Origin of the sequence: Psychrosphaera algicola (genome assembly GCF_028401425.1) — a bacterium.
Lineage (GTDB): Bacteria > Pseudomonadota > Gammaproteobacteria > Enterobacterales > Alteromonadaceae > Psychrosphaera > Psychrosphaera algicola.
Genome location: NZ_JAQOMS010000002.1, coordinates 896,809 through 917,243, shown reverse-complemented (window position 1 = coordinate 917,243; position 20,435 = coordinate 896,809). Strand labels below are relative to the sequence as shown.

The 20,435-nt window shown below is 40.0% G+C and carries 12 protein-coding genes and 8 pseudogenes; 13 read left to right on the top strand and 7 right to left on the bottom strand.

The window, feature by feature from the left end:
- Window positions 1-109 precede the first annotated feature (109 nt).
- Entirely contained in the window at window positions 110-1,783 is a 1,674-nt protein-coding gene (gene ettA, locus PN838_RS04950) for an energy-dependent translational throttle protein EttA (RefSeq protein ID WP_272179914.1), read from the bottom strand.
- A 567-nt stretch (window positions 1,784-2,350) separates the two neighbouring features.
- On the opposite strand from ettA, the gene glyA reads away from it, so the two are divergent.
- The 9 genes and pseudogenes from glyA to PN838_RS04900 all read left to right on the top strand — a co-directional run bounded on the left by glyA (window position 2,351) and on the right by PN838_RS04900 (window position 9,623).
- Window positions 2,351-3,607: a serine hydroxymethyltransferase gene (gene glyA, locus PN838_RS04945; protein ID WP_215962107.1), complete on the top strand. Its 1,257-nt coding sequence runs from the start codon at window positions 2,351-2,353 to the stop codon at window positions 3,605-3,607.
- Between the two features lie 101 nt (window positions 3,608-3,708).
- Window positions 3,709-4,208, top strand: a pseudogene (nrdR, locus tag PN838_RS04940) (transcriptional regulator NrdR).
- A gap of 11 nt (window positions 4,209-4,219) precedes the next feature.
- A pseudogene (gene ribD, locus PN838_RS04930) lies at window positions 4,220-5,358 on the top strand (bifunctional diaminohydroxyphosphoribosylaminopyrimidine deaminase/5-amino-6-(5-phosphoribosylamino)uracil reductase RibD).
- Window positions 5,359-5,368: 10 nt separating this feature from the next.
- The gene (locus tag PN838_RS04925; RefSeq protein ID WP_272179912.1) at window positions 5,369-6,013 is read left to right on the top strand and encodes a riboflavin synthase; all 645 of its coding nucleotides are present in this window, start codon (window positions 5,369-5,371) and stop codon (window positions 6,011-6,013) included.
- 19 nt (window positions 6,014-6,032) lie between these two features.
- A pseudogene (gene ribBA, locus PN838_RS04920) lies at window positions 6,033-7,141 on the top strand (bifunctional 3,4-dihydroxy-2-butanone-4-phosphate synthase/GTP cyclohydrolase II).
- Between the two features lie 96 nt (window positions 7,142-7,237).
- Window positions 7,238-7,702, top strand: a complete 465-nt coding sequence (ribH, locus tag PN838_RS04915) for a 6,7-dimethyl-8-ribityllumazine synthase (RefSeq protein WP_215962102.1) — start codon at window positions 7,238-7,240, stop codon at window positions 7,700-7,702.
- A gap of 9 nt (window positions 7,703-7,711) precedes the next feature.
- Window positions 7,712-8,131, top strand: a pseudogene (nusB, locus tag PN838_RS04910) (transcription antitermination factor NusB).
- Window positions 8,132-8,157: 26 nt separating this feature from the next.
- Window positions 8,158-9,128, top strand: a pseudogene (thiL, locus tag PN838_RS04905) (thiamine-phosphate kinase).
- Between the two features lie 6 nt (window positions 9,129-9,134).
- Window positions 9,135-9,623 (top strand): phosphatidylglycerophosphatase A family protein, encoded by a 489-nt coding sequence (locus tag PN838_RS04900; protein WP_215962099.1) that lies wholly within the window; start codon window positions 9,135-9,137, stop codon window positions 9,621-9,623.
- Window positions 9,624-9,710: 87 nt separating this feature from the next.
- Here PN838_RS04900 and PN838_RS04895 read toward each other — a convergent pair.
- Window positions 9,711-10,500, bottom strand: a pseudogene (locus PN838_RS04895) (TIGR00266 family protein).
- Between the two features lie 137 nt (window positions 10,501-10,637).
- Window positions 10,638-11,415 (bottom strand): annotated as a pseudogene (gene pssA, locus PN838_RS04890) (CDP-diacylglycerol--serine O-phosphatidyltransferase).
- Between the two features lie 82 nt (window positions 11,416-11,497).
- On the opposite strand from pssA, the gene PN838_RS04885 reads away from it, so the two are divergent.
- Entirely contained in the window at window positions 11,498-12,082 is a 585-nt protein-coding gene (locus tag PN838_RS04885) for a DUF4124 domain-containing protein (RefSeq protein ID WP_272179911.1), read from the top strand.
- Here the strand turns inward: PN838_RS04885 and PN838_RS04880 are convergent.
- On the bottom strand, window positions 12,057-12,338 hold the full coding sequence (locus PN838_RS04880; RefSeq protein WP_272179910.1) for a hypothetical protein: 282 nt from the start codon (window positions 12,336-12,338) through the stop codon (window positions 12,057-12,059). The two genes, PN838_RS04885 and PN838_RS04880, sit on opposite strands and share 26 nt — an antisense overlap.
- 301 nt (window positions 12,339-12,639) lie before the next feature.
- On the opposite strand from PN838_RS04880, the gene PN838_RS04875 reads away from it, so the two are divergent.
- Window positions 12,640-12,900: a DUF3192 domain-containing protein gene (locus PN838_RS04875; protein ID WP_272179909.1), complete on the top strand. Its 261-nt coding sequence runs from the start codon at window positions 12,640-12,642 to the stop codon at window positions 12,898-12,900.
- A 129-nt stretch (window positions 12,901-13,029) separates the two neighbouring features.
- On the opposite strand, the pseudogene PN838_RS04870 reads toward PN838_RS04875, so the two are convergent.
- Both PN838_RS04870 and PN838_RS04865 read right to left on the bottom strand, forming a co-directional pair.
- Window positions 13,030-13,916, bottom strand: a pseudogene (locus tag PN838_RS04870) (dicarboxylate/amino acid:cation symporter).
- Between the two features lie 52 nt (window positions 13,917-13,968).
- Window positions 13,969-14,376 (bottom strand): cation:dicarboxylate symporter family transporter, encoded by a 408-nt coding sequence (locus PN838_RS04865; RefSeq protein ID WP_272179908.1) that lies wholly within the window; start codon window positions 14,374-14,376, stop codon window positions 13,969-13,971.
- A 206-nt stretch (window positions 14,377-14,582) separates the two neighbouring features.
- On the opposite strand from PN838_RS04865, the gene PN838_RS04860 reads away from it, so the two are divergent.
- Both PN838_RS04860 and PN838_RS04855 read left to right on the top strand, forming a co-directional pair.
- Window positions 14,583-16,289, top strand: coding sequence for an Ig-like domain-containing protein (locus PN838_RS04860; RefSeq protein ID WP_272179907.1), 1,707 nt, complete (start codon window positions 14,583-14,585; stop codon window positions 16,287-16,289).
- A gap of 16 nt (window positions 16,290-16,305) precedes the next feature.
- Window positions 16,306-18,555 (top strand): hypothetical protein, encoded by a 2,250-nt coding sequence (locus PN838_RS04855; protein ID WP_272179906.1) that lies wholly within the window; start codon window positions 16,306-16,308, stop codon window positions 18,553-18,555.
- A gap of 360 nt (window positions 18,556-18,915) precedes the next feature.
- Here the strand turns inward: PN838_RS04855 and astB are convergent, their stop codons facing one another.
- A complete protein-coding gene (astB, locus tag PN838_RS04850; RefSeq protein ID WP_215962091.1) occupies window positions 18,916-20,265 on the bottom strand; it encodes an N-succinylarginine dihydrolase in 1,350 nt (449 codons plus the stop codon).
- Window positions 20,266-20,435 lie beyond the last annotated feature (170 nt).

Below are 20,435 nucleotides of genomic sequence, written 5' to 3'. Positions count from 1 at the left end.
ACTCATATAGAAAGATTATTTACTTATCATGGAACTTATTGAAGAAAAATCAAGCTTAATTAGCGGTGAGTGTTTTCACCGCTAATTAAAGTCACACCATATAGGCTTATTATTTCAAACGTTTGTATTTGATACGATGTGGTTCTGCGGCCGCAGCACCGTAGGTTTTTTTCAACCAAACTTCATAATCTGAATAGTTACCTTCGAAAAATTCAATCTTACCTTCATCACGGTAATCCAAAATATGAGTCGCAATCCGGTCTAGGAACCAGCGGTCATGCGAGATGACCATTGCGCTACTAGGGAACTCCAGTAGGGCATTCTCAAGTGCACGTAACGTTTCAACGTCTAGGTCATTGGTTGGTTCGTCGAGCAGTAAAACGTTGCCGCCTGCTTTTAACAGCTTAGCCAAATGCACTCGATTTCGTTCACCACCTGATAAATCACCAATGCGCTTTTGTTGATCTGAGCCTTTGAAATTAAATCGACTCACATAAGCGCGCGATGGCACTTCAAAGTTGCCAACCTGAATAATATCACTGCCTTCAGATATTTCTTCATAAACAGAATTGCCGTCGTTCATTGAATCTCTAAACTGATCAACGGATGAAAGTGATACTGAGTCACCGACAACTATTTCGCCAGAATCCGGCGTATCTGCGCCACTAATTAATTTAAATAGTGTTGATTTACCTGCGCCATTTGGGCCTATAATTCCCACTATGCCGCCTTTAGGAACAGAAAACGACAGGTTGTCAATTAAGACTCTGTCGCCAAAACCTTTGTTGACGTTGCTGACTTCAATTACTTTATCACCGAGTCTTGGCCCTAGTGGAATATATAACTCATTGGTTTCATTTCGTTTTTGGTAATCGTTACTTTGAAGCTCTTCAAATCGAGCCATACGGGCTTTAGATTTTGCATGACGACCTTTTGGATTGGTTCGTACCCATTCTAATTCAGATTGAATCGACTTCTGACGTGAGTTTTCACTACGTTCTTCTTGTGCTAAACGTACTTCTTTTTGTTCCAACCAGCTAGAGTAATTGCCTTCCCATGGAATACCCGCGCCACGGTCTAGCTCTAAGATCCAACCTGCGACGTTGTCTAAGAAATACCTATCGTGGGTTATAGCAACGACAGTTCCTTCGTATTCATGTAAAAATCGTTCTAACCAAGCAACCGACTCTGCATCTAAATGGTTGGTCGGTTCGTCGAGTAATAACATGTCAGGTTTGTCTAATAGCAATCGACAAATTGCCACCCGGCGACGCTCGCCACCAGATAGGTGTTCTATTTTTGCATCCCATTCTGGTAAACGAAGCGCGTCAGCGGCGACTTCTAGTTGGTTATCTAAATTGTGGCCATCTTTTGCTTGGATAATACTTTCTAGCTCGCCTTGCTCTTTAGCTAAAGCGTCAAAGTCGGCGTCTTCTAGAGCATATTCAGCGTAGACTTCATCAAGTCTTGAAAGTGCATTTTTAACATCACTAACGGCTTCCTCAACAATTTCTCGAACTGTTTTAGACAAATCCATTTGTGGTTCTTGCGGTAAATAGCCAATTTTAATCCCGGCCATTGGTCTTGCTTCACCTTCGATCTCGGTGTCTAAACCAGCCATAATTCGAAGTAACGTAGACTTACCTGAACCATTTAGTCCAAGCACGCCAATTTTTGCACTATGAAAAAAGCTAAGTGATATATCCTTGAGGATCGTGCGTTTTGGTGGAACAACTTTACTCACACGATTCATTGAAAAAATAAATTTATCTGGCAATGCCATAGGAAACCTTTTTAATGTTTAGAACTGATGCCGCTATTTTAAGTGACATACACCACGATAGGCAAACAGCAATTCAATTTATATCTAACTTCTGTTTTATTGTTTTAATCGCAATATTCTCGCTTGCTCATACAAATGTTCAATTGAATTTTTGTTGCTCTAACAATTTGATTAAAAATACTTTTAGGAAAAGTAGCAAATAGACTGTGCTACAAATCGCTTTGATTTTCCATTAATTAGATTTAAGTGAAATACCAAAGTCGTTTTTTACCTATTAGTTAACGCCCTCAGTAACAGGTGTTGAAACTGTTAATGTTGTGACAATGGCACCATAGGTACGAATTACAAATGCTACTAAACATTGACTACACTTAACGAAACGCCAAAAACCAATTTGGTGTGAATATAACTAAGTCGACATTGGGTTGATTTAATTAACTAACTTATAAATATTTCTAATGCTAAATTTCACTAACTAACGCAGATTTGATATAGGATTTTACGTAATAAACGCGTATTATACGGCCTTCTTTTTTAATAATTTAGTCAGAGTGCCGAGGTGCAAATATGTTAACGCGTGATATGAACATCGCTGATTTCGATCCAGAACTATGGGCGTCAATTCAACAAGAAACAATTCGTCAAGAAGAACACATTGAGTTAATTGCGTCTGAAAACTACGCAAGTCCACGAGTTATGGAAGCTCAAGGCACTCAGTTAACCAATAAATATGCTGAAGGTTATCCGCAAAAACGCTACTACGGTGGTTGTGAGTATGTTGATATCTCTGAGCAATTAGCAATTGACCGTGCAAACGAACTATTCGGTTCAGATTATGCAAACGTTCAGCCACACTCTGGATCACAAGCAAACTCTGCGGTATTCCAAGCTTTAGTTAAACCAGGTGATACTGTACTTGGTATGAGCTTAGCGCACGGCGGTCACTTAACTCACGGTTCTAGCGTTAGTTTTTCTGGTAAAATCTACAATGCTATCCAGTACGGACTAAATGAAGAAACTGGTTTGCTTGATTATGAGCAAATGGAATCTTTGGCACGTGAACATAAACCTGCGATGATCATTGCTGGCTTCTCTGCATACTCAGGTATTGTTGATTGGGCTCGTTTCCGCAAAATTGCGGATGAAATTGGTGCTTACTTGTTTGTTGACATGGCACACGTTGCTGGTCTAATAGCAGCTGGCGTATATCCAAACCCTGTTCCACATGCTCATGTTGTTACTACTACGACACACAAAACACTAGCGGGTCCTCGTGGCGGTTTAATTATTTCTGGCTGCGGTGACGCAGACGTTTATAAAAAACTAAACAGTGCGGTATTCCCAGGTGGTCAAGGTGGTCCTTTATGTCACGTAATCGCTGCTAAAGCGGTCGCATTTAAAGAAGCATTACAACCTGAGTTTAAAGTTTACCAACAACAAGTTGTTAAAAACGCTCAGAAAATGTGTGAAGTCATGCAAGAGCGCGGATACAAAATTGTATCAAATGGCACTCAAAATCACTTATTCTTAGTTGATCTAATCGACAAAGACATTACTGGTAAAGATGCAGACGCTGCGTTAGGAAAAGCATTTATCACAGTAAACAAAAACTCTGTGCCAAATGACCCACGTTCACCGTTTGTGACTTCTGGTTTGCGTTTAGGTACACCTGCGGTAACACGTCGTGGTATGCAAGAAGCTGAAATGGTTGAATTAACTAACTTAATTTGTGACGTATTAGACAACATTGAAGATGATGCTAATATTGAAAACGTTAAGCAACAAATCAAAGCACTTTGTGCACGTTTCCCTGTTTATGCTTAAACTGTAAAATCTTGTTCTCGCTAGCATTAGCAGAATTATGATAAGATCGAAAGCCGCGTTTATCGCGGCTTTTTTAGTTAACTAGTTTACGGACATTTTTTATGCACTGCCCATTCTGCTCAGCAACTGAAACGAAGGTAATAGATTCACGACTTGTCGGTGGCGGCTCTCAAGTTAGGCGTCGGCGTGAGTGTAATCAATGTAACGAACGTTTTACATCCTTTGAAGGTGCCGAACTTGTTATGCCAAAAGTGGTAAAACGAGACGGTAAACGTGAACCATTTAATGAAGACAAAATGTCTGCCGGTATTTTGCGGGCGCTAGAAAAGCGACCTGTGAGTACTGAACAAATTGACCAACTTATATTGGCAATCAAAAAGAAATTAGAATGACGGGTGAACGTGAAGTTAGTTCAGAGTTTATTGGTAATCTTATAATGGATGGACTAGTACAATACGATAAAGTGGCCTATGTTCGTTTTGCCTCTGTATATCGCTCGTTTGAAGACATTAAAGAATTTGGTGAAGAAATTGCCAAAATTGGTCAACAAGCTGATAAGAAAAAAGAAATCACCACCAGACAATCCAAGTTGTTTGAATAAGAATTTTATCTATGTTGTTTACAGAATCTGATCATCAATATATGACACTCGCCATTGAATTAGCGGCTAGAGGTCGATTTACAACGACACCTAATCCTAATGTTGGTTGTGTTATTGTCAAAAACAACACAATTTTAGGCTAGGGGTGGCATAAAAAGCCGGCACCGGCCATGCAGAAGTAAATGCTTTAGTTGATCTTGATATTGAACAAAGTTCAGGCGCAACGGCCTATGTAACATTGGAGCCTTGTAGTCATTTTGGGCGAACACCACCATGTGCCAGAAAATTAATCGAAGCTGGTATTAAAACCGTAGTAATAGCTATGTTAGATCCCAACCCATTAGTGGCAGGAAAAGGGGTTGCACTGCTTGAACAAGCAGGGATTAAAGTCAAAAGCGGCTTATTAGAGTCTCAAGCTCGTCTGCTTAATTTAGGTTTTTTATCCCGAATGGAAAAAAACAGGCCGTTTATCAGCGTTAAATTAGCCTCGTCATTAGACGGTAAAACGGCATTGAAAAATGGCGAAAGTAAGTGGATTACGGGGCCTAAAGCCCGCAGTGACGTTCAAACGTTTCGAGCGCAGAGTTGCGCCATACTCAGTTCTGCCGTTTCCGTTATCCGTGATAACGCCAAGTTGAACGTACGTAGTGAACAATTGAACTTTGATTACCCACTAGATCAATACGACGGTGAAATTAGACAGCCGATTAAGATCATATTAGATGGCAAAAATCGCATTACTGCAAAATCAATTGCTCAATTAGCGTTATTTGACGGAAAAACAGACGTGATTATTGTTAGACCATCGAAATCCAATGACTTTGCCAACGTCGATTATGTTACTGAGTTAGTCATAAGTTACGACGATGTTGACGGGTTTCATTTATCTGAGCTTGTCTCTTGGTGTGGCGCGAACGAAATAAATAATTTGTGGATAGAAGCAGGCGGCAGATTGTCAGCAAGTTTCATCGAACAAGATTTATTTGATCAATTAGTTGTTTATATTGCCCCAAAAATAATGGGCGCGGGCGCACAAGAATTATTACCCATTGGTCCATTTGAGTCGATGGTGGATGTTAAAGAACTACAGGTGCAGTCAACAATGACCGTTGGCTCGGATCTAAAAGTCATATTGTCTAATACAATTTAAGGTAGGGCACGTGTTTACCGGAATTATTGAAGCTACAGGAAAAATAAAGTCTTTGTCTAAACTGGGAGGAGATCTAAAAGTCACCATCGAAAGTTCTGATTTGGATATGTCTGACGTAAAATTAGGTGACAGTATTGCTACCAATGGCGTTTGTTTAACGGTTGTTGAGAAATTATCAAATGGTTTTGTTGCCGACGTTTCAAATGAAACGATCACCAACAGCGGTTTTAGACATTACCAAATAGGGCAAGCAGTTAATTTAGAAAAAGCCATGCTGGCAACATCTCGTTTTGGCGGTCATATAGTTAGTGGGCATGTCGATGGTATTGCTACGATCGCTGCGATAATTGACAATGGACGAGCCAAAGACATTTGGATAAATGCCCCAGCAGCTTTATTAAAATATGTCATTACAAAAGGTTCGATTACAGTCGATGGCATCAGCTTGACCATAAACAACGTAGAAGCGGGTCAATTTAAATTGACAGTTGTGCCACATACTGCGTCACAAACGACACTTTCAAATGCGGTTACAGGCTCGTCTGTTAACATTGAAATTGATATCATAGCCAGATATCTAGAAAAATTGGCAAATCCGTCTTCTAATGAAGGCGTATCTATGTCACTGCTCGCGCGCAGTGGCTTTTTGAAATAAGAATTAGTGGGTCTGTAAAATGAAATTGAATACGCCAGAAGAGATAATCGAAGACATCCGCCATGGGAAAATGGTGATTTTGATGGACGATGAAGACCGCGAAAATGAAGGTGACCTTATTATGGCCGCGGATATGCTAACACCTGAGCATATTAATTTCATGGTAACGCATGCTCGTGGATTAGTTTGCTTACCGATGACAATTGAACGTGCAGAAGCACTAAATCTTACGTTAATGGTCGATAATAATAATGCCCAATTTGCCACTAACTTTACGGTTTCTATTGAAGCGGCTGAGGGAGTGACAACAGGGATAAGTGCGGCAGACCGAGCCAGAACCATTCAAGCTGCCGTTGCAAAAGATGCGGTCGCGGCCGATATCGTTCAACCGGGGCATATTTTTCCGTTAGTGGCAAAAAAGGCGGTGTTTTAACACGTGCAGGTCATACTGAAGCAGCAGTCGATTTAGCCCGTTTAGCAGGTAGAACTGACGCCGGTGTTATTGTTGAAATACTTAATGATGATGGCTCAATGGCGCGTCGCCCAGATTTAGAAATCTTTGCTAAGAAGCACGATTTAAAAATTGGCACTATCGCCGATTTAATAGAATACAGAAATCATAACGAAACAACGGTCGAGCTTGTTGCACAATGTAAGTTACCAACTCAACATGGTGATTTTGATTTACATACATTTAAAGATACGATAGATGGACAAGTTCATTTTGCGTTAGTAAAAGGTGATTTAGCTAAACTTGAACAACCACTTGTTCGCGTGCATTTACAGAACACCTTTTCTGATTTACTTGGTTCTGACCGCTCTGTGAACCGCAGCTTTTCTATCGATGACGGGTTAAGCCGAATTGCTGAAGTCGGTGGCGTTTTTGTGCTTTTAGGGAAACAGGAACAAACGTCAGATCTGATTAATTTAGTGAAACGATTTGAAGCTGAAGACTCGGGTCAACATCAAGCGCCGGCAAAATGGCAGGGTACGTCTCGTAATGTCGGTATTGGTAGTCAAATATTGGCTCAATTAGGTGTAACTAAAATGCGTTTATTAAGCTCACCTAAAAATTATCATGCACTGTCTGGCTTCGGTTTAGAAGTAACAGAATATGTAAGTGAGTAGGGCTGAGCAAACAACTTGGCCTAACAACTATTAAAATCTTGTGGTATTATCGCGCAAAATTTTTATCATCCATTTTATTTAAAGAAAGGTTTTTGAATGAACGTCGTTGAAGGTAACTTCCGAGCCACTGGCAAAAAATTCGCAATTGTTGTTTCTCGTTTCAACCATTTTGTTGTAGACAGCTTATTGGAAGGCGCGGTTGACGCATTAGAGCGTCATGGTGAAGTCAATCAAGACGATATCACCATTGTCTATGTACCAGGTGCATATGAGTTGCCTTTGGCTGCTAAAAAGATTGCAAAATCAGGTCAGTATGAAGCGATAATCGCAATTGGCGCGGTAATTCGTGGCGGCACACCTCATTTTGATTTTGTTGCAGGCGAATGTAACAAAGGATTAGCTAATGTATCATTAGAGTTTGATATCCCAGTTGCATTTGGTGTTATTACAACGGATACAATAGAGCAAGCAATTGAGCGTTCAGGAACCAAAGCAGGAAATAAAGGCGCTGAAGCGGCTTTAGGTGCATTGGAAATGGTTAATGTAATGGCACAGCTTTAGGTATTGACGATGAAACCAGCAGCGCGTAGAAAAGCAAGAGCATTGGCAGTACAGGCAATTTATTCCTAGCAGATGAGCCAAAATCATATCAGCGACATTGAACAACAAATGTTGTTAGATAATGATGTAAGTAAAATTGACGTGGAATTTTTTAGAGAATTACTACGCGGTGTTGCAGGACATTATAAAGAACTCGATACAGCGTTAACGCCGTATACTGAACGACCTTATGACGATGTAGATCATATTGAACGTGCAATTTTGCGTTTAACTGCATTTGAATTAAAATTTCGCATCGACGTACCGTATAAAGTTGCAATTAATGAAGGCATTGAGCTGGCGAAAAAGTTCGGCGCAGATGACAGTCATAAATTTGTGAATGGTGTGTTAGACAAAGCTGTTAAAGACTTGCGGATCCCACTGCAGTAAAAATACTTTACCTCTATAGGCAAAATATGAAAGAGTTTGAATTAATTCAAACCTATTTCGCTGGGCGTGGGCCTAAGCGCAAGGACGTGATTTTAGGTGTTGGCGACGACGCGGCTTTGACAAAAGTACCACAGGACCAATTATTGGTTGTGGCGACAGATACTATGGTTGAAAATGTACATTTTTTCCAGACTCATCTCCTCGTTCAATTGGCCATCGCGCATTAGCAGTAAATCTAAGCGATTTTGCTGCTATGGGCGCAGAACCCGCTTGGGCATCAGTTGCTTTAACAATCCCTGAAATTAATGAAGAATGGCTGCAAGGTTTTTCCGACGGCCTATTTGAAATTGCGGATTACTATAATGTGCAGATCATTGGCGGCGATACGACCCGCGGACCACTCTCTGTTACCATTAGTTTGAAAGGATTCGTGACGGAAGAAAAAGCGTTGAAGCGCAGTGGCGCGAAAGCAGGTGATTGGATTTGTGTTACTGGGCAATTGGGAGCTTCGGCACTTGCTGTTAAATCAAAAATTGACGGTTTTAAACTCGATAACCCTTATTTAAGAAACATTGAACAGCGATTTAATTTTCCATCTGCTCGTTTAGCGGCAGGTCAAGTTTTACGACACGCAGCAACTTCAGCAATTGATGTATCGGATGGTTTTTTACAGGACCTTCAACATATTTTAACGGCGTCGAATATGAGTGCTGAATTGTATATCGATAAATTGCCGATTGATGAAAACGTTTTAGCGTCAGTTGACCGTTTAGAAGCTGAAAGATTAGCGTTGACGGGTGGAGAAGATTACGAGTTGATATTCACCGTGCCTGAAGAAAAGAAAGGTTATATCGAACAAAATGCGACGGCAATGGGAATTAAATTTACTAAAGTTGGTCAAATTAGAAAGTCAGGGCAAGGCATAAAAATGCTGAAAAATGGCGAGTGTTATACTGACGTTATAACATCGGGTTATCAACATTTTGGCAATGAGTAACACACAATGACAAAACCTGCGCAATTTAATCTATGTAATAAATGGCACTTACTGGCTACCGGTTTTGGTAGTGGTCTAGCGCCATTTGCGCCGGGAACATTTGGCACAATTGCAGCGATCCCGTTTTATTTGATGTTTGTTTATAGCCCGTCTATTTGGTTTTTTATTTTTACCGCACTCGTTTGTTTGGTTGGTCCAAAAATATGTGGACAGGCCGCTGAAGATATTGGTGTCCACGATCATAAAGCGATTGTTTGGGACGAGTTTGCTGGTTTCTTCATCACGATGTGTTTTGTGCCATTTAGTTTCGTAAATGTGCTTGCGGGTTTTGTCTTGTTTCGGTTTTTTGATATTGTTAAACCTTGGCCAATATCTTATTTAGACAAATACGTGCATGGTGGACTAGGGATCATGATTGATGATGTTGTTGCAGGTCTATTTGCTGGATTATGTTTATATTTATTGTTGCCAACTCTGGCGACATTACCTTTGTAAATTAAAAAGGCCAGAAGCAGAAGCTCCTAGCCTTTCATTAAAACCGTCAACATATATTAAGACGCGACAAAGATTCAATAAAACGTTTTATCTGTCGCCGTCTATTAACCCACCAATCGAACCTAAAACAGAACCTTCACCTTGACGTTTGCCACCTACCGATGGCGCATGTTGGATTATGCGGTCAGCCAATCTCGAGAATGGTAAGCTTTGGATCCATACGCTACCGTGGCCGCTTATCGTTGTAAGAAATAATCCTTCGCCACCAAAAAACATACTTCTAAAACCTTTAACCATTTGAATGTCGTAATCTATATCTCCAGCCATTGCCACTAAACAGCCCGTATCGAGCCTTAACGTCTCGCCATTCAATTTTTCTCTACAACTGTTCCGCCAGCATGAACAAATGCCATTCCGTCGCCTACGAGCCTCTCAAGAATAAATCCTTCACCACCAAAAATCCACTGCCAAGCTTTTTATTAAATGCAATATCAACTTTTGTTCCCATTGCGGCGCACAAAAATGAATCCTTCTGACAAATGACTTCATTTCCGAGCGTTGCTAAATCTAAAGCGATAATTGACCCCGGGTAAGGTGCTGCAAAGGTTAATCGACGTTTACTATTTCCTCGGTTAGTGAAATGAGTCATAAAGAGGGACTCACCAGTGATCATTCGTTTGCCGGCGCTAAATAATTTCCCCATAAAGCCCTGATCAACGTTTGAACCATCCCCCATACGGGCTTCAAATTCAATGTCATCTTCCATGTAGTTCATTGCGCCAGCTTCGGCGATAACAGCCTCTGACGGGTCAAGTTCTACTTCAACCATCTGCATGCTTTCACCAATGATTTCGTAATCAATTTCGTCGCATTTCATTTATTTAGTCCTTATCTATTTTATTTGCTTTGCCACAAACGAGTCGCTCTTATTTGAGTTGCTCTAAAAATCGTTCTTTGATTATTAGTAAAATAAACTTTCGTGTTTAAACTTTTGAACCAAAGTATTTATACCGTTCATTTATCATCAAAATCTGCATCTGAATCGTCACCAATGACGTGTTCCAATTTAATTTCTTTTTCGACTTTAAACGTCGTTATTGGCCCCGACAATGCATATCCCAAAAATACAGCGAGTAATACTTGAGCTGGTTGAGCCGCAACAAAAACAAATATTAAAACGACAGCGAGGATCATGATAAAAGAAACTTTACCTTTCCATTCGATACTTTTAAACGAACTGTATCTAAAATTACTTACCATTAATAAACCGGATAACGCCATTAGTATAGCCATTACAATATTGTAATCATGCCCATCAATATTAAAATCAACCCCGGCCCAAACGGTTGCAGCAACTAGAGCGGCGGCGGCCGGAGATGCAAGTCCCTGAAATAGCGCTTATCTGCGGTGGAAGTTTGTACATTAAAACGTGCTAGTCGAAGAGCTGCGCAGGCAACATAGATAAAGGCTGCTAACCAACCCAATTTACCTAAGCTAGACAATGCCCAACTAAAAGCAAGTAGTGCAGGTGCCACACCAAATGATACAATGTCGGCCATAGAATCATATTCAGCACCAAAAGCACTTTGTGTATTGGTAATTCGAGCGACTCGGCCGTCAAGCCCATCGAATATCATGGCGACAAAAATTGCGATGGTTGCCGGTTCAAATGCGCCGTTTATCGACGCAATAATGGCGTAAAAACCAGAAAAAGTCCGGCGGTTGTTAATAAGTTTGGCAGTAAATAAATGCCACGATTCGTGTTTTGATTTTGATTTTTTTGAAGGCTCATGTAGTTTTCTTTTTATTTTCTATTAAAATCAGGATATAACAGTTAAATACCATAGAGCAAAGAAACAAAAAAGGGAGACTTGATGAAGAATTTAATTGCAATCGCCATTTTGATGGTCGTTGCTAATCAAGCCAACGCCAGTAAAATAAAGGTTTACAAGTGGGTTGATAAGAATGGTGTCGTTACATTTAGTGAATATCGCCCGTCTCAAGATGACTATGTCGAGCTAGAAATTGAAGGCGATAGAGTCGTTGGTGGTAAAAGTGGCAAAGTCGATTACAACTTATCGACTTTAGGTCGAAAACAAGTTGACGACAATGTTGTGCAAGAATTAAATGAAAAAGCAAATGAATATTGTCAAAAGGCCAAACATAACCTCAATGTGTTAGAAACATTTAAAAATGTTCGGGTACTTAATGAAGCAGGCCAACCTACAGTTTTAGACAAAAAAGATGTAATGGAACAAAGACGATTGGCAATGCGCCAAGTCGAACTTTTTGTAACGAATAGCGTTAAAGTCAAACCTCATTTAATGCCAAGTGTTATTCGAAATACACTTGGCAGTATAGACCTTCCCAGTATCCTCGATCTAGACAATCGCACAAAACTTTATAAGCTTAAATTTAAAACTTCTTCTACAATTAAAGCCGTTTCTTCAGTTCACTAATTTCATTTGTTAATTGCCCAACCAATGTTTCTAAGTCGCTAACTCTTTGGTCCAAACTTACTGGTTGTTGCTGTGTCTGTTCAGTTGTTTCTGGCTCTAGTGAGGCGTTTGGATTATTTTTCCAACGCTTTAGGCCATCAATAATTAGTGGTAATGCTGTTTTGGTCGACAGCTTCCCTTTTATTAAAGCGACCGTTGGCTCTTTACCATCGGCTACAAGCTTGGCACAAATACGGGCGATCTCGGAGCTACTCATTATTTAGTTATTCTCACTATAATTTGTTTTATTTGACGACTTTAAAATGGGCGAAAATCAAGCCTTTGTTATTTATTGCTAATTAAAACAATAAGTTAGTAACATTGGAACTCAACTTGCCTTATTCTTTGCAAAATATTATATAACATAATTTACAACAACGACGAGGTTATCATGAACCGTACTTTTAAAATGGCTCTTATCGCAATTCCCTAACATTTTCTCTTACTGGCTGCATTATCGTTTCTACCGATGAAGGTCGTGAAGCTGATTGGATAGGAAGTTCAGACCGAACAAGCTCTTGGAAAAAGAGCAACGTATTAATAAACAAAAAATTGCTGATCTAAAAGTTGGTGCGACTTATTCCAATGTACGTGAGTTGATGGGAACACCTGAGTTTAACGAAGCGTTTAAAAGTGAAGGCAAAGAAGTACAGGTTATATTCTACCGGACAAATCACCAACACTCTGATGGTGAGACAACAAAGGATGAATGCACACCACTTATTTTTGTCGATGGATTGTTGACTTCTTGGGGTCAAAAAGCCTACCACAAGCTGTAGTAGTAAAGTTACGATCTAAAATATAAAAAGGGCCAATTCAAATGGCCCTTTTTTAATGTTAAATTTTCCCAATCCAAAAGTGTAAACAAATTTCAGGAGGAACAGATAAAGTAAAACTTATCTCAATTATTAACTTTTCAAATTATGGATGTCGACATTTTCCATATCAATGCCTGCGTTAACGTCATTAAACATATCAACATCAAGTTCTTTCTCTGATTTTGCGACAACACAACTCACCATACAGTCGCCCGTAACGTTAACAGCGGTGCGTGTCATATCCAATAAACGGTCAACACCGATAATCAATGCTATGCCTTCAACTGGCAAGTTAACTTGTTGCAGAACCATAGCTAGCATAATGAGGCCAACACCTGGCACTGCAGCTGTACCGATTGAAGCTAGTGTTGCGGTGAGAATGACCATTAGGTAATCAGAGATAGACAAGTCGACTCCAAATACTTGAGCAATAAAGACGGTTGCTACACCTTGCATAATTGCTGTGCCATCCATGTTTAATGTGGCGCCCATTGGCAAGGTGAAAGAAGCGATTGAATTTTTAACACCCAACTTTTTGGTGGCTGTTTCCATTGTTACCGGCAACGTTGCACCTGAACTCGATGTACTAAATGCAAATAACGCCGCATCGCGCATTTTTTGAAAAAGATAACCGGGCTCAAGCCTGTGAACAGTTTTAATAGTGAACCGTAAACCACAAACCCGTGCAGTAATAAAACAAATATAACGAGTGCAAAATATTTAATAAGGCTAAATATGGTGCCACCATCAAGTGTTGTGAATAGCTTAGCTAAAAGACAGAACACTCCGTACGGTGCTAAGTTCATTAAGATAACAACGAGTCGCATAATTACGGTGTTTAAGTCTGAAAAAACACTTGCGAGTCGCTCACCCGGTTTTCCAGATAGTGCCATAGCGACACCAAATAAAAGCGCAAAAACAATAACCTGCAACATCTTGCCTTCGGCCATTGATTTAAATGGGTTGGTTGGGAACATGTCGATCAGGACTTGAGCAAACCCTAGGGCTTGTTTGGCTTCAAATACTTGGTTAGTTGGAATATCTACGCCAGTGCTTTAGCCCGACAAATAACGCAAACAATATTGCTAGCGTAATGGCAATTGCCGTTGTTAGTAGATACATAGAAATAGACTTGCCGCCTAATCTAGCCAATTTGCTGGCGTCATTTAATGAACAGGTGCCCACTACCAAGGAAACAAAAACCAAAGGCACGACAATCATTTTTAAACTTGAGACAAAAACACTTCCACCGACATGGAATAATCCATCGACAAAAAACGATTTGATCGATAGAGAGGTAAAGCCCAATGGGATAATTAAATCACCCTGTTCACCAAAAATGAGTTTTAACAAAAGACCAGTACCGATACCGGCAAATAAACCTATTAATATGCGAGCTGTGAGCCCGAGTTTTCGATTTGAAGAGTTCGTTGACATTACTATTAGTTCTTATCGTTATTTTATATAAACATAAGTATATACCTATTTTTCTGTTGAATTCATCATAAAACCTTGTCATTACTGGAAATAACACCTAATTTTTGAAGAAAAGGTTTGTTAAATAATTTGATATTTATTAACGTACACCTAACGTGTGTGAAAACCACATAACTGTATAGTTTTTGACTTTAGGGAGAAGTTGCATGGTACCCACCTTATTCAAGCGCCTTTCAAAATTATTTTTGATTGGATTATTTTCGTTGGTTGGGGCTGCTTGTTCAGGCGGTGGCGATGTTATAGACGACACTGATGAAACAACGACTGATGATTATACGTTAGTGGCGACATTAATCACTTCATCTGAAACTGCAAATTCAAATTTGACTGAAGGTTCGACACTCATTGTTCGAGCGACACTAACGAATAGTGGTGAAGTTGTTTCTGGAAAAACAATTAACTTCAGCAGCTCTAACAGTTTATTAGCTTCTTTGTCGAGCAGCTCTGCAGTTACTGACGGTGACGGTATTGCCGAAATTGAAATTGTTGGTTTAGTAACAGCCGGTGAAGGGGTTCTTACCGTATCAGCAAATGACTCAACCCTAAACGTTGCAGATGTTGCGCTTAACTTTTCTAGTGAAGGACGTGAAACGGTTCGTAATGGTGAGTTTAACCACGACGTTTATTTGGTTCCTGCCACGACGGTTTATGCCGATTATGCAAATATCACAAGCTCTTCTTTAAACACAATATCTACGACTCAAGCTGCAACGTTACTAATTAAATACTCAGATGCAGATGGGAATGCAATTTCAAATAGTTTAGTTGAATTGCAATTAGTGGACGATGCAGAAAAAATTGCGACTTTAAGTAACGATCTTGGAAAAGATTTAACAGATGATAACGGTTTTGCATTCTTTAAAATTAATGCAACAGAATTAAGCGGGGCTGGTTATCTAAAAGTTGTCTTCGATGATGGCGTCGAAACCCTAATTACTTTTAAATCAATTGGTCAAGGTAACTCAGGTGAAGCGGCAAATTACAGTCTAATCGTATCTATGGTCAATACTAATAACGAAGTTGATTCCACTTTGTCCTCTGGCGAAAACCTGATCGTAAATGCAACGTTAACTAATAATGGTGTTGCTCTTGCGGGTGAGGTCGTCACATTTACTTCGACTAATAATAACTTTGCCTCATTGTCAGGTACGAGTATTACGACGAACGATCAAGGTGTCGCCTCTATTACACTCACTGGTGCCAATGTAGCAGGGACGGGAACAATAACCGTAGATGTACCGGCATCCAATATCTCCGTAAATAAAGTTAATTTAGGTTTTACGTCACTAGGTGTAATTAATTCAGGTAGTGATGAAATCAGTTATGGTGTCTTTTTAATTCCTTCTAGTACAACGTATGAGTTATATGCGGGTGTATCTGTGTCGAGTATAACAACGATTTCATCTGCTCAGCCGGGGACTATTTTAATAAAGCTGGCGCAAGCGGATGGCACTCCTATTTCACGTAGCTTAGTAACAATTAGCCTTGTTGGTGATGCAAATCGATTGGCAACGTTAAGTAATGATTTAGGTTCAGATTTAACAGACAGCAATGGTTTTGCGTCTATCAACTTAATCGCCACAGACGTAAGTGGAGCCGGTTATATTCAAGTGACTTTTGATGACGGTAAGACATCACTTATTGCTTTTGAGTCATTAGGTGACGGTAATCAAGAGCCGGTAAAAGAAATTGGTAGTATTGAGTTGTTGGCTAGTAGTGTGCAATTAGCTTCTTCTGGTTCAGATGTAATTGAATTATTAGCGTTAGTTAAAGATCGTCAAAACAACTTGATGGAAGATATTCAAGTTTCCTTTAGTTCGGATACTGGGGTTATCCAAGGTAACCGAGCCTAGTACGGCAGCGAACGGTGTGGCAACCGCATTATTAAAAACATTAAATAACCCAGAATCTCGAACCATCAGTGCTTCAGCTTTTGTTGGCGATAAAAGTGCCTCCGTCACAATTGAAGTATCAGGCACGACAATTAAAATTGTTGGCAATAACTCTATCGTTACGGGTGACACAGTAGATATGACGGTAGTTATGCTTGACTCAGACGGAAATGGCATAGCACAACGAAACATTATAATTAGTTCACAAGCTGGTAATACGTTTACTAAAAGTGACGGCAACGTTTTAAATCAAATAGACAATGCGGACGGAACCGTTAGCCAATATGTCACGACTGACTCTACAGGTAGTGCGACATTTAGATTGACGGCAGATAATAGTGGTTTGGATACGTTAACGGCAGAGGCACTTGGCGAGTCAGGACAGCTTGCATTGTCGGTATCGCCAGATAGTTTTGTCATTTCAGATTTGAAAGTATTTGATGGCGCCGCGTATGTTGCAAATAACAGTACGAATGAAGTTCCTCTTAGTGGTGGGCAATTAACCCTAACTTGGCAGAAAGATGATGTGCCAAATGTAGGCAACGTTTTGTTTTCTTCAACACGCGGTAATATAGTCGCAGTTGATTGTGCAGACGATACAACTGCATCTAATACGACAAATGCGTCTGGTCAAATTTGCGTTAATATGACTTCTACTGACGCCGGCCCTGCTATTATAACGGCAAAAGCTGACGGATTATCAGCGAGTTTTAATGTGGAGTTTGTGGCTGAAATCGCGCACTTATTGCAAGTTCAGGCTTCGCCATTCTCATTAGGTCCAAATGGTCAAAAATCGACGGTTAGTGCTGTTGTTGTAGATGACTTAGGTAACTTTGTTAAAAATAAAATCGTTAACTTCACGCTTTATGATGTGAGTAATGGTTCGATATCAAGACAGTCTGATATTACAGACAGCAATGGACTTGCAACAACGGTATATACCTCAAATGGTATCTCTGCGCTGGACGGCGTGGTGGTCGCGGCATGTACGGATGTTGCCAAAGATTCTGGGGATTGCTTAAATGTATTAACTGAGCCGAATGATATTACTGACCAAAATCGTAGAAATGATATTTTTCACTGCGAAGAAAGTGATAGTTGTGTTCACGATGAGGTTAAACTCACTGTCGCTGATAGAGAGTTGTTTATTGCGGTCGGTGCTGGCAATACTTTGGATTCAGCTAGTGATATAGAATATCAAAAGTCATTCTCGGTTATTGTAACTGATGTTGAGTCTAATCCTGTAGAAGGGGTCGAACTATCGGTATCGGCTGTACCGGAGTCATATATCGAAGGTTTTTGGGCAATTGCATATAATGATGAAGGGGAGTTTGATAAGTACGTTCCGTTTGCTGCTGGAGAGTGTCCAAATGAAGATATTGACCGAGATGGCTATTTAGATCAGATTGAAGACATTGATGGTGATGGCAAATTTGATCTGTATAAAGAAGATATAGACGGTGATGGTCGTTTAGATACATTTAACGAAGATGTTGATGGTGACCGAGTGTTGGATATTGCCGAAGATCTTGATGGAGACCTTAACATTGACGTCGATGAAGATATTGATGGCGATAATAACCATGATTTATTTTACGAATATGTTGCAGGGGTATGTTCATTAGATGATGCCCGTAATATCGATTTGAACAACGATGGTAATTTAGATACAGGCGAAGATGTAAACTGTAACGGTAAACTTGATGACGGTGAAGATCGAGACAACGACGGATTGTTGGATTTAACTGAAGATCTAGATACTAAACGAGTGACAGGCGATGCAGGCCATCAGGATTATGATATCGATATTAACGAAGCGACTACTGCAACATTGGCAGATGCTATTGCTCACGTAAATAATGGCGGTAATCACGGTGATGGTCGTTTTGATCGAGTTAATGAAGATGTCGATGGTGATGGCAAATTGGACGGTATTCTTGATTTAGATGGCGATGGTGTGCCGGATGGAGCGGAAGACAAAGATGGCGATGGTTATCTAGACACCTACCCAGACTATTATGATGGTATTGCTGGACGAGATCTCGATGGAAATGAAAAAATTGAAGGAATTGAAGTTGGACTTTTTGAAGATATCGACGGCGATGGAAATTTAGATGTTGTTGAACATGATTTTAATCACGACGGTATTTCTGACACCAATGGTATTACAGAAGATAGAAATCAAAATGGTACTCTTGAGCCTATAGTAATGTTGTTACCGTTTTAGGGATCTAATTACTGATGAAAACGGTGCAACGACCGTCAACATCCGCTACGCAGAAAGCTATGGTGCTTGGGTTAAGATTAATTTGGTCGTCAAAGCGAAAGTGGGTGGGACCGAATATATGCAAGCCGTTCCGCTTGTATTACCTTATTCATCTGGCGATGTGACAAACGAGGATTCACCTCCGACACCTAATTTGTTTGGTAGTGATGGAGTTTGCTCCACGGTCAATTAAAAGTTGGACAACGTTTTTACAAATAAAAATCCCTGCAGTTGCAGGGATTTTTTTGTTTGTGACTTTATTGTTTTAACAAATTAACAAATTAACAAATTAACAAATTAACAAATTAACAAATTAACAAATTAACAAATTTGGAATGGGTAAACTGATCCAAGTTGTAATATTTGCGTTAACTCATCTAATGCTTGTCTTGATTCGATGACCAATTGTGGATCACGTAAATCGCTTTCATTTATTTCGTCACGGTAATTGCGGTCAACCCAGTGATTTAACTCCCCAAACAACTTATCAGACATTAATACGTTTTGATTGGTTGCGGCAAGCTCTTGCTCACTTAATGCCACTCGTAGGCGCAAACATGCAGGACCACCGCCGTTTCGCATACTCTGTTTTACGTCAAAGTAATGCACTTTTTGAATTGGTGTTCCTAAGGTCACTAGCTTATCAAGATAGGCGGAAACATTCGGGTTTTCACTGCATTCCATTGGCGCAATGATAGCCATTTGCCCATTGCCGATATCCACTAACTGTGTATTAAATAAGTACGTACGAATTGCGTCGTCAACCGACACTTGAGCCGTTGGGACTTTAACAAAGTGCATAGACTTGCCCGTTGCGGCTTCGTATTTATTGCCAAGTTCCGCTAGTTTTTGTTCGGTATTTAAAAATGCTTGTTCGTGATAAAACAGCACGTTTTGATTACCTACAGAAATAACGTCATTATGAAACACACCTTGATCAATAACATCTGGGTTTTGTTGAACATAAACCGTATTGCTGTCATTCAATTTGTGTAATCGTGCTACAGCTTCGCAGGCTTCATAGGTATGACGCGCTGGGAATTTGACCGGTGCAGGTTTTGAAGAATCGAAAGCATGTCGACCATATACAAACATTTCAACACCGTTACTGCCATAATCGCTACAAAAGCGAGTGTGGTTTGCTGCACCTTCATCACCAAAATGATCGTTGTCAGGAAGATGAGTATGATGCGCAAAATGTTGCTCGTTATTAAACATTGCTTTCAAAATTCGGCCACTGGTTTCCGGCTCTAACGAACGATGAAATTTGTTGGTTAAATTGGCTGGAGTAAAATGAACCTTATTGTCCGCTGTATCGCCACTAGGCGAAACCGTCGCTGCATTGGCAGTCCACATGCTAGATGCAGAATAAACTGCTCGTAGTACCGCTGGGCTCTGTTTAGCGGCCTGTTCTAACACACTTGCATCCGACCCACTGAATCCGAGACGACGCAGAGCATTTAAATCAGGACGTTCCTGTGGAGCTAGAACACCTTGTTTTAGGCCCATATCATGAAGCGCTTTCATTTTTGCCAAACCTTGTTTGGCAGCTGCTTTTGGATTAGAAATGTCATTTGCGTTATTTAGTGATGCTACATTTCCGACTGAAAGTCCCGCATAGTTATGTGTAGGGCCGACTAGACCGTCAAAATTTGTTTCAAAAAACTTCATTATTTAGATAACTCCTAGCTGCTATCGGACTGAATAACATAATTATTCAGAAAAAAATTTTCGACTTTTTTCCATTTCCTCTGTAAAACAATCAACTAATCAGATTTTATTCTAATTTTTATTTGTAATTTGTATGTTGTTTATTTTACCCTCTCCGCCGAAAGGATTGA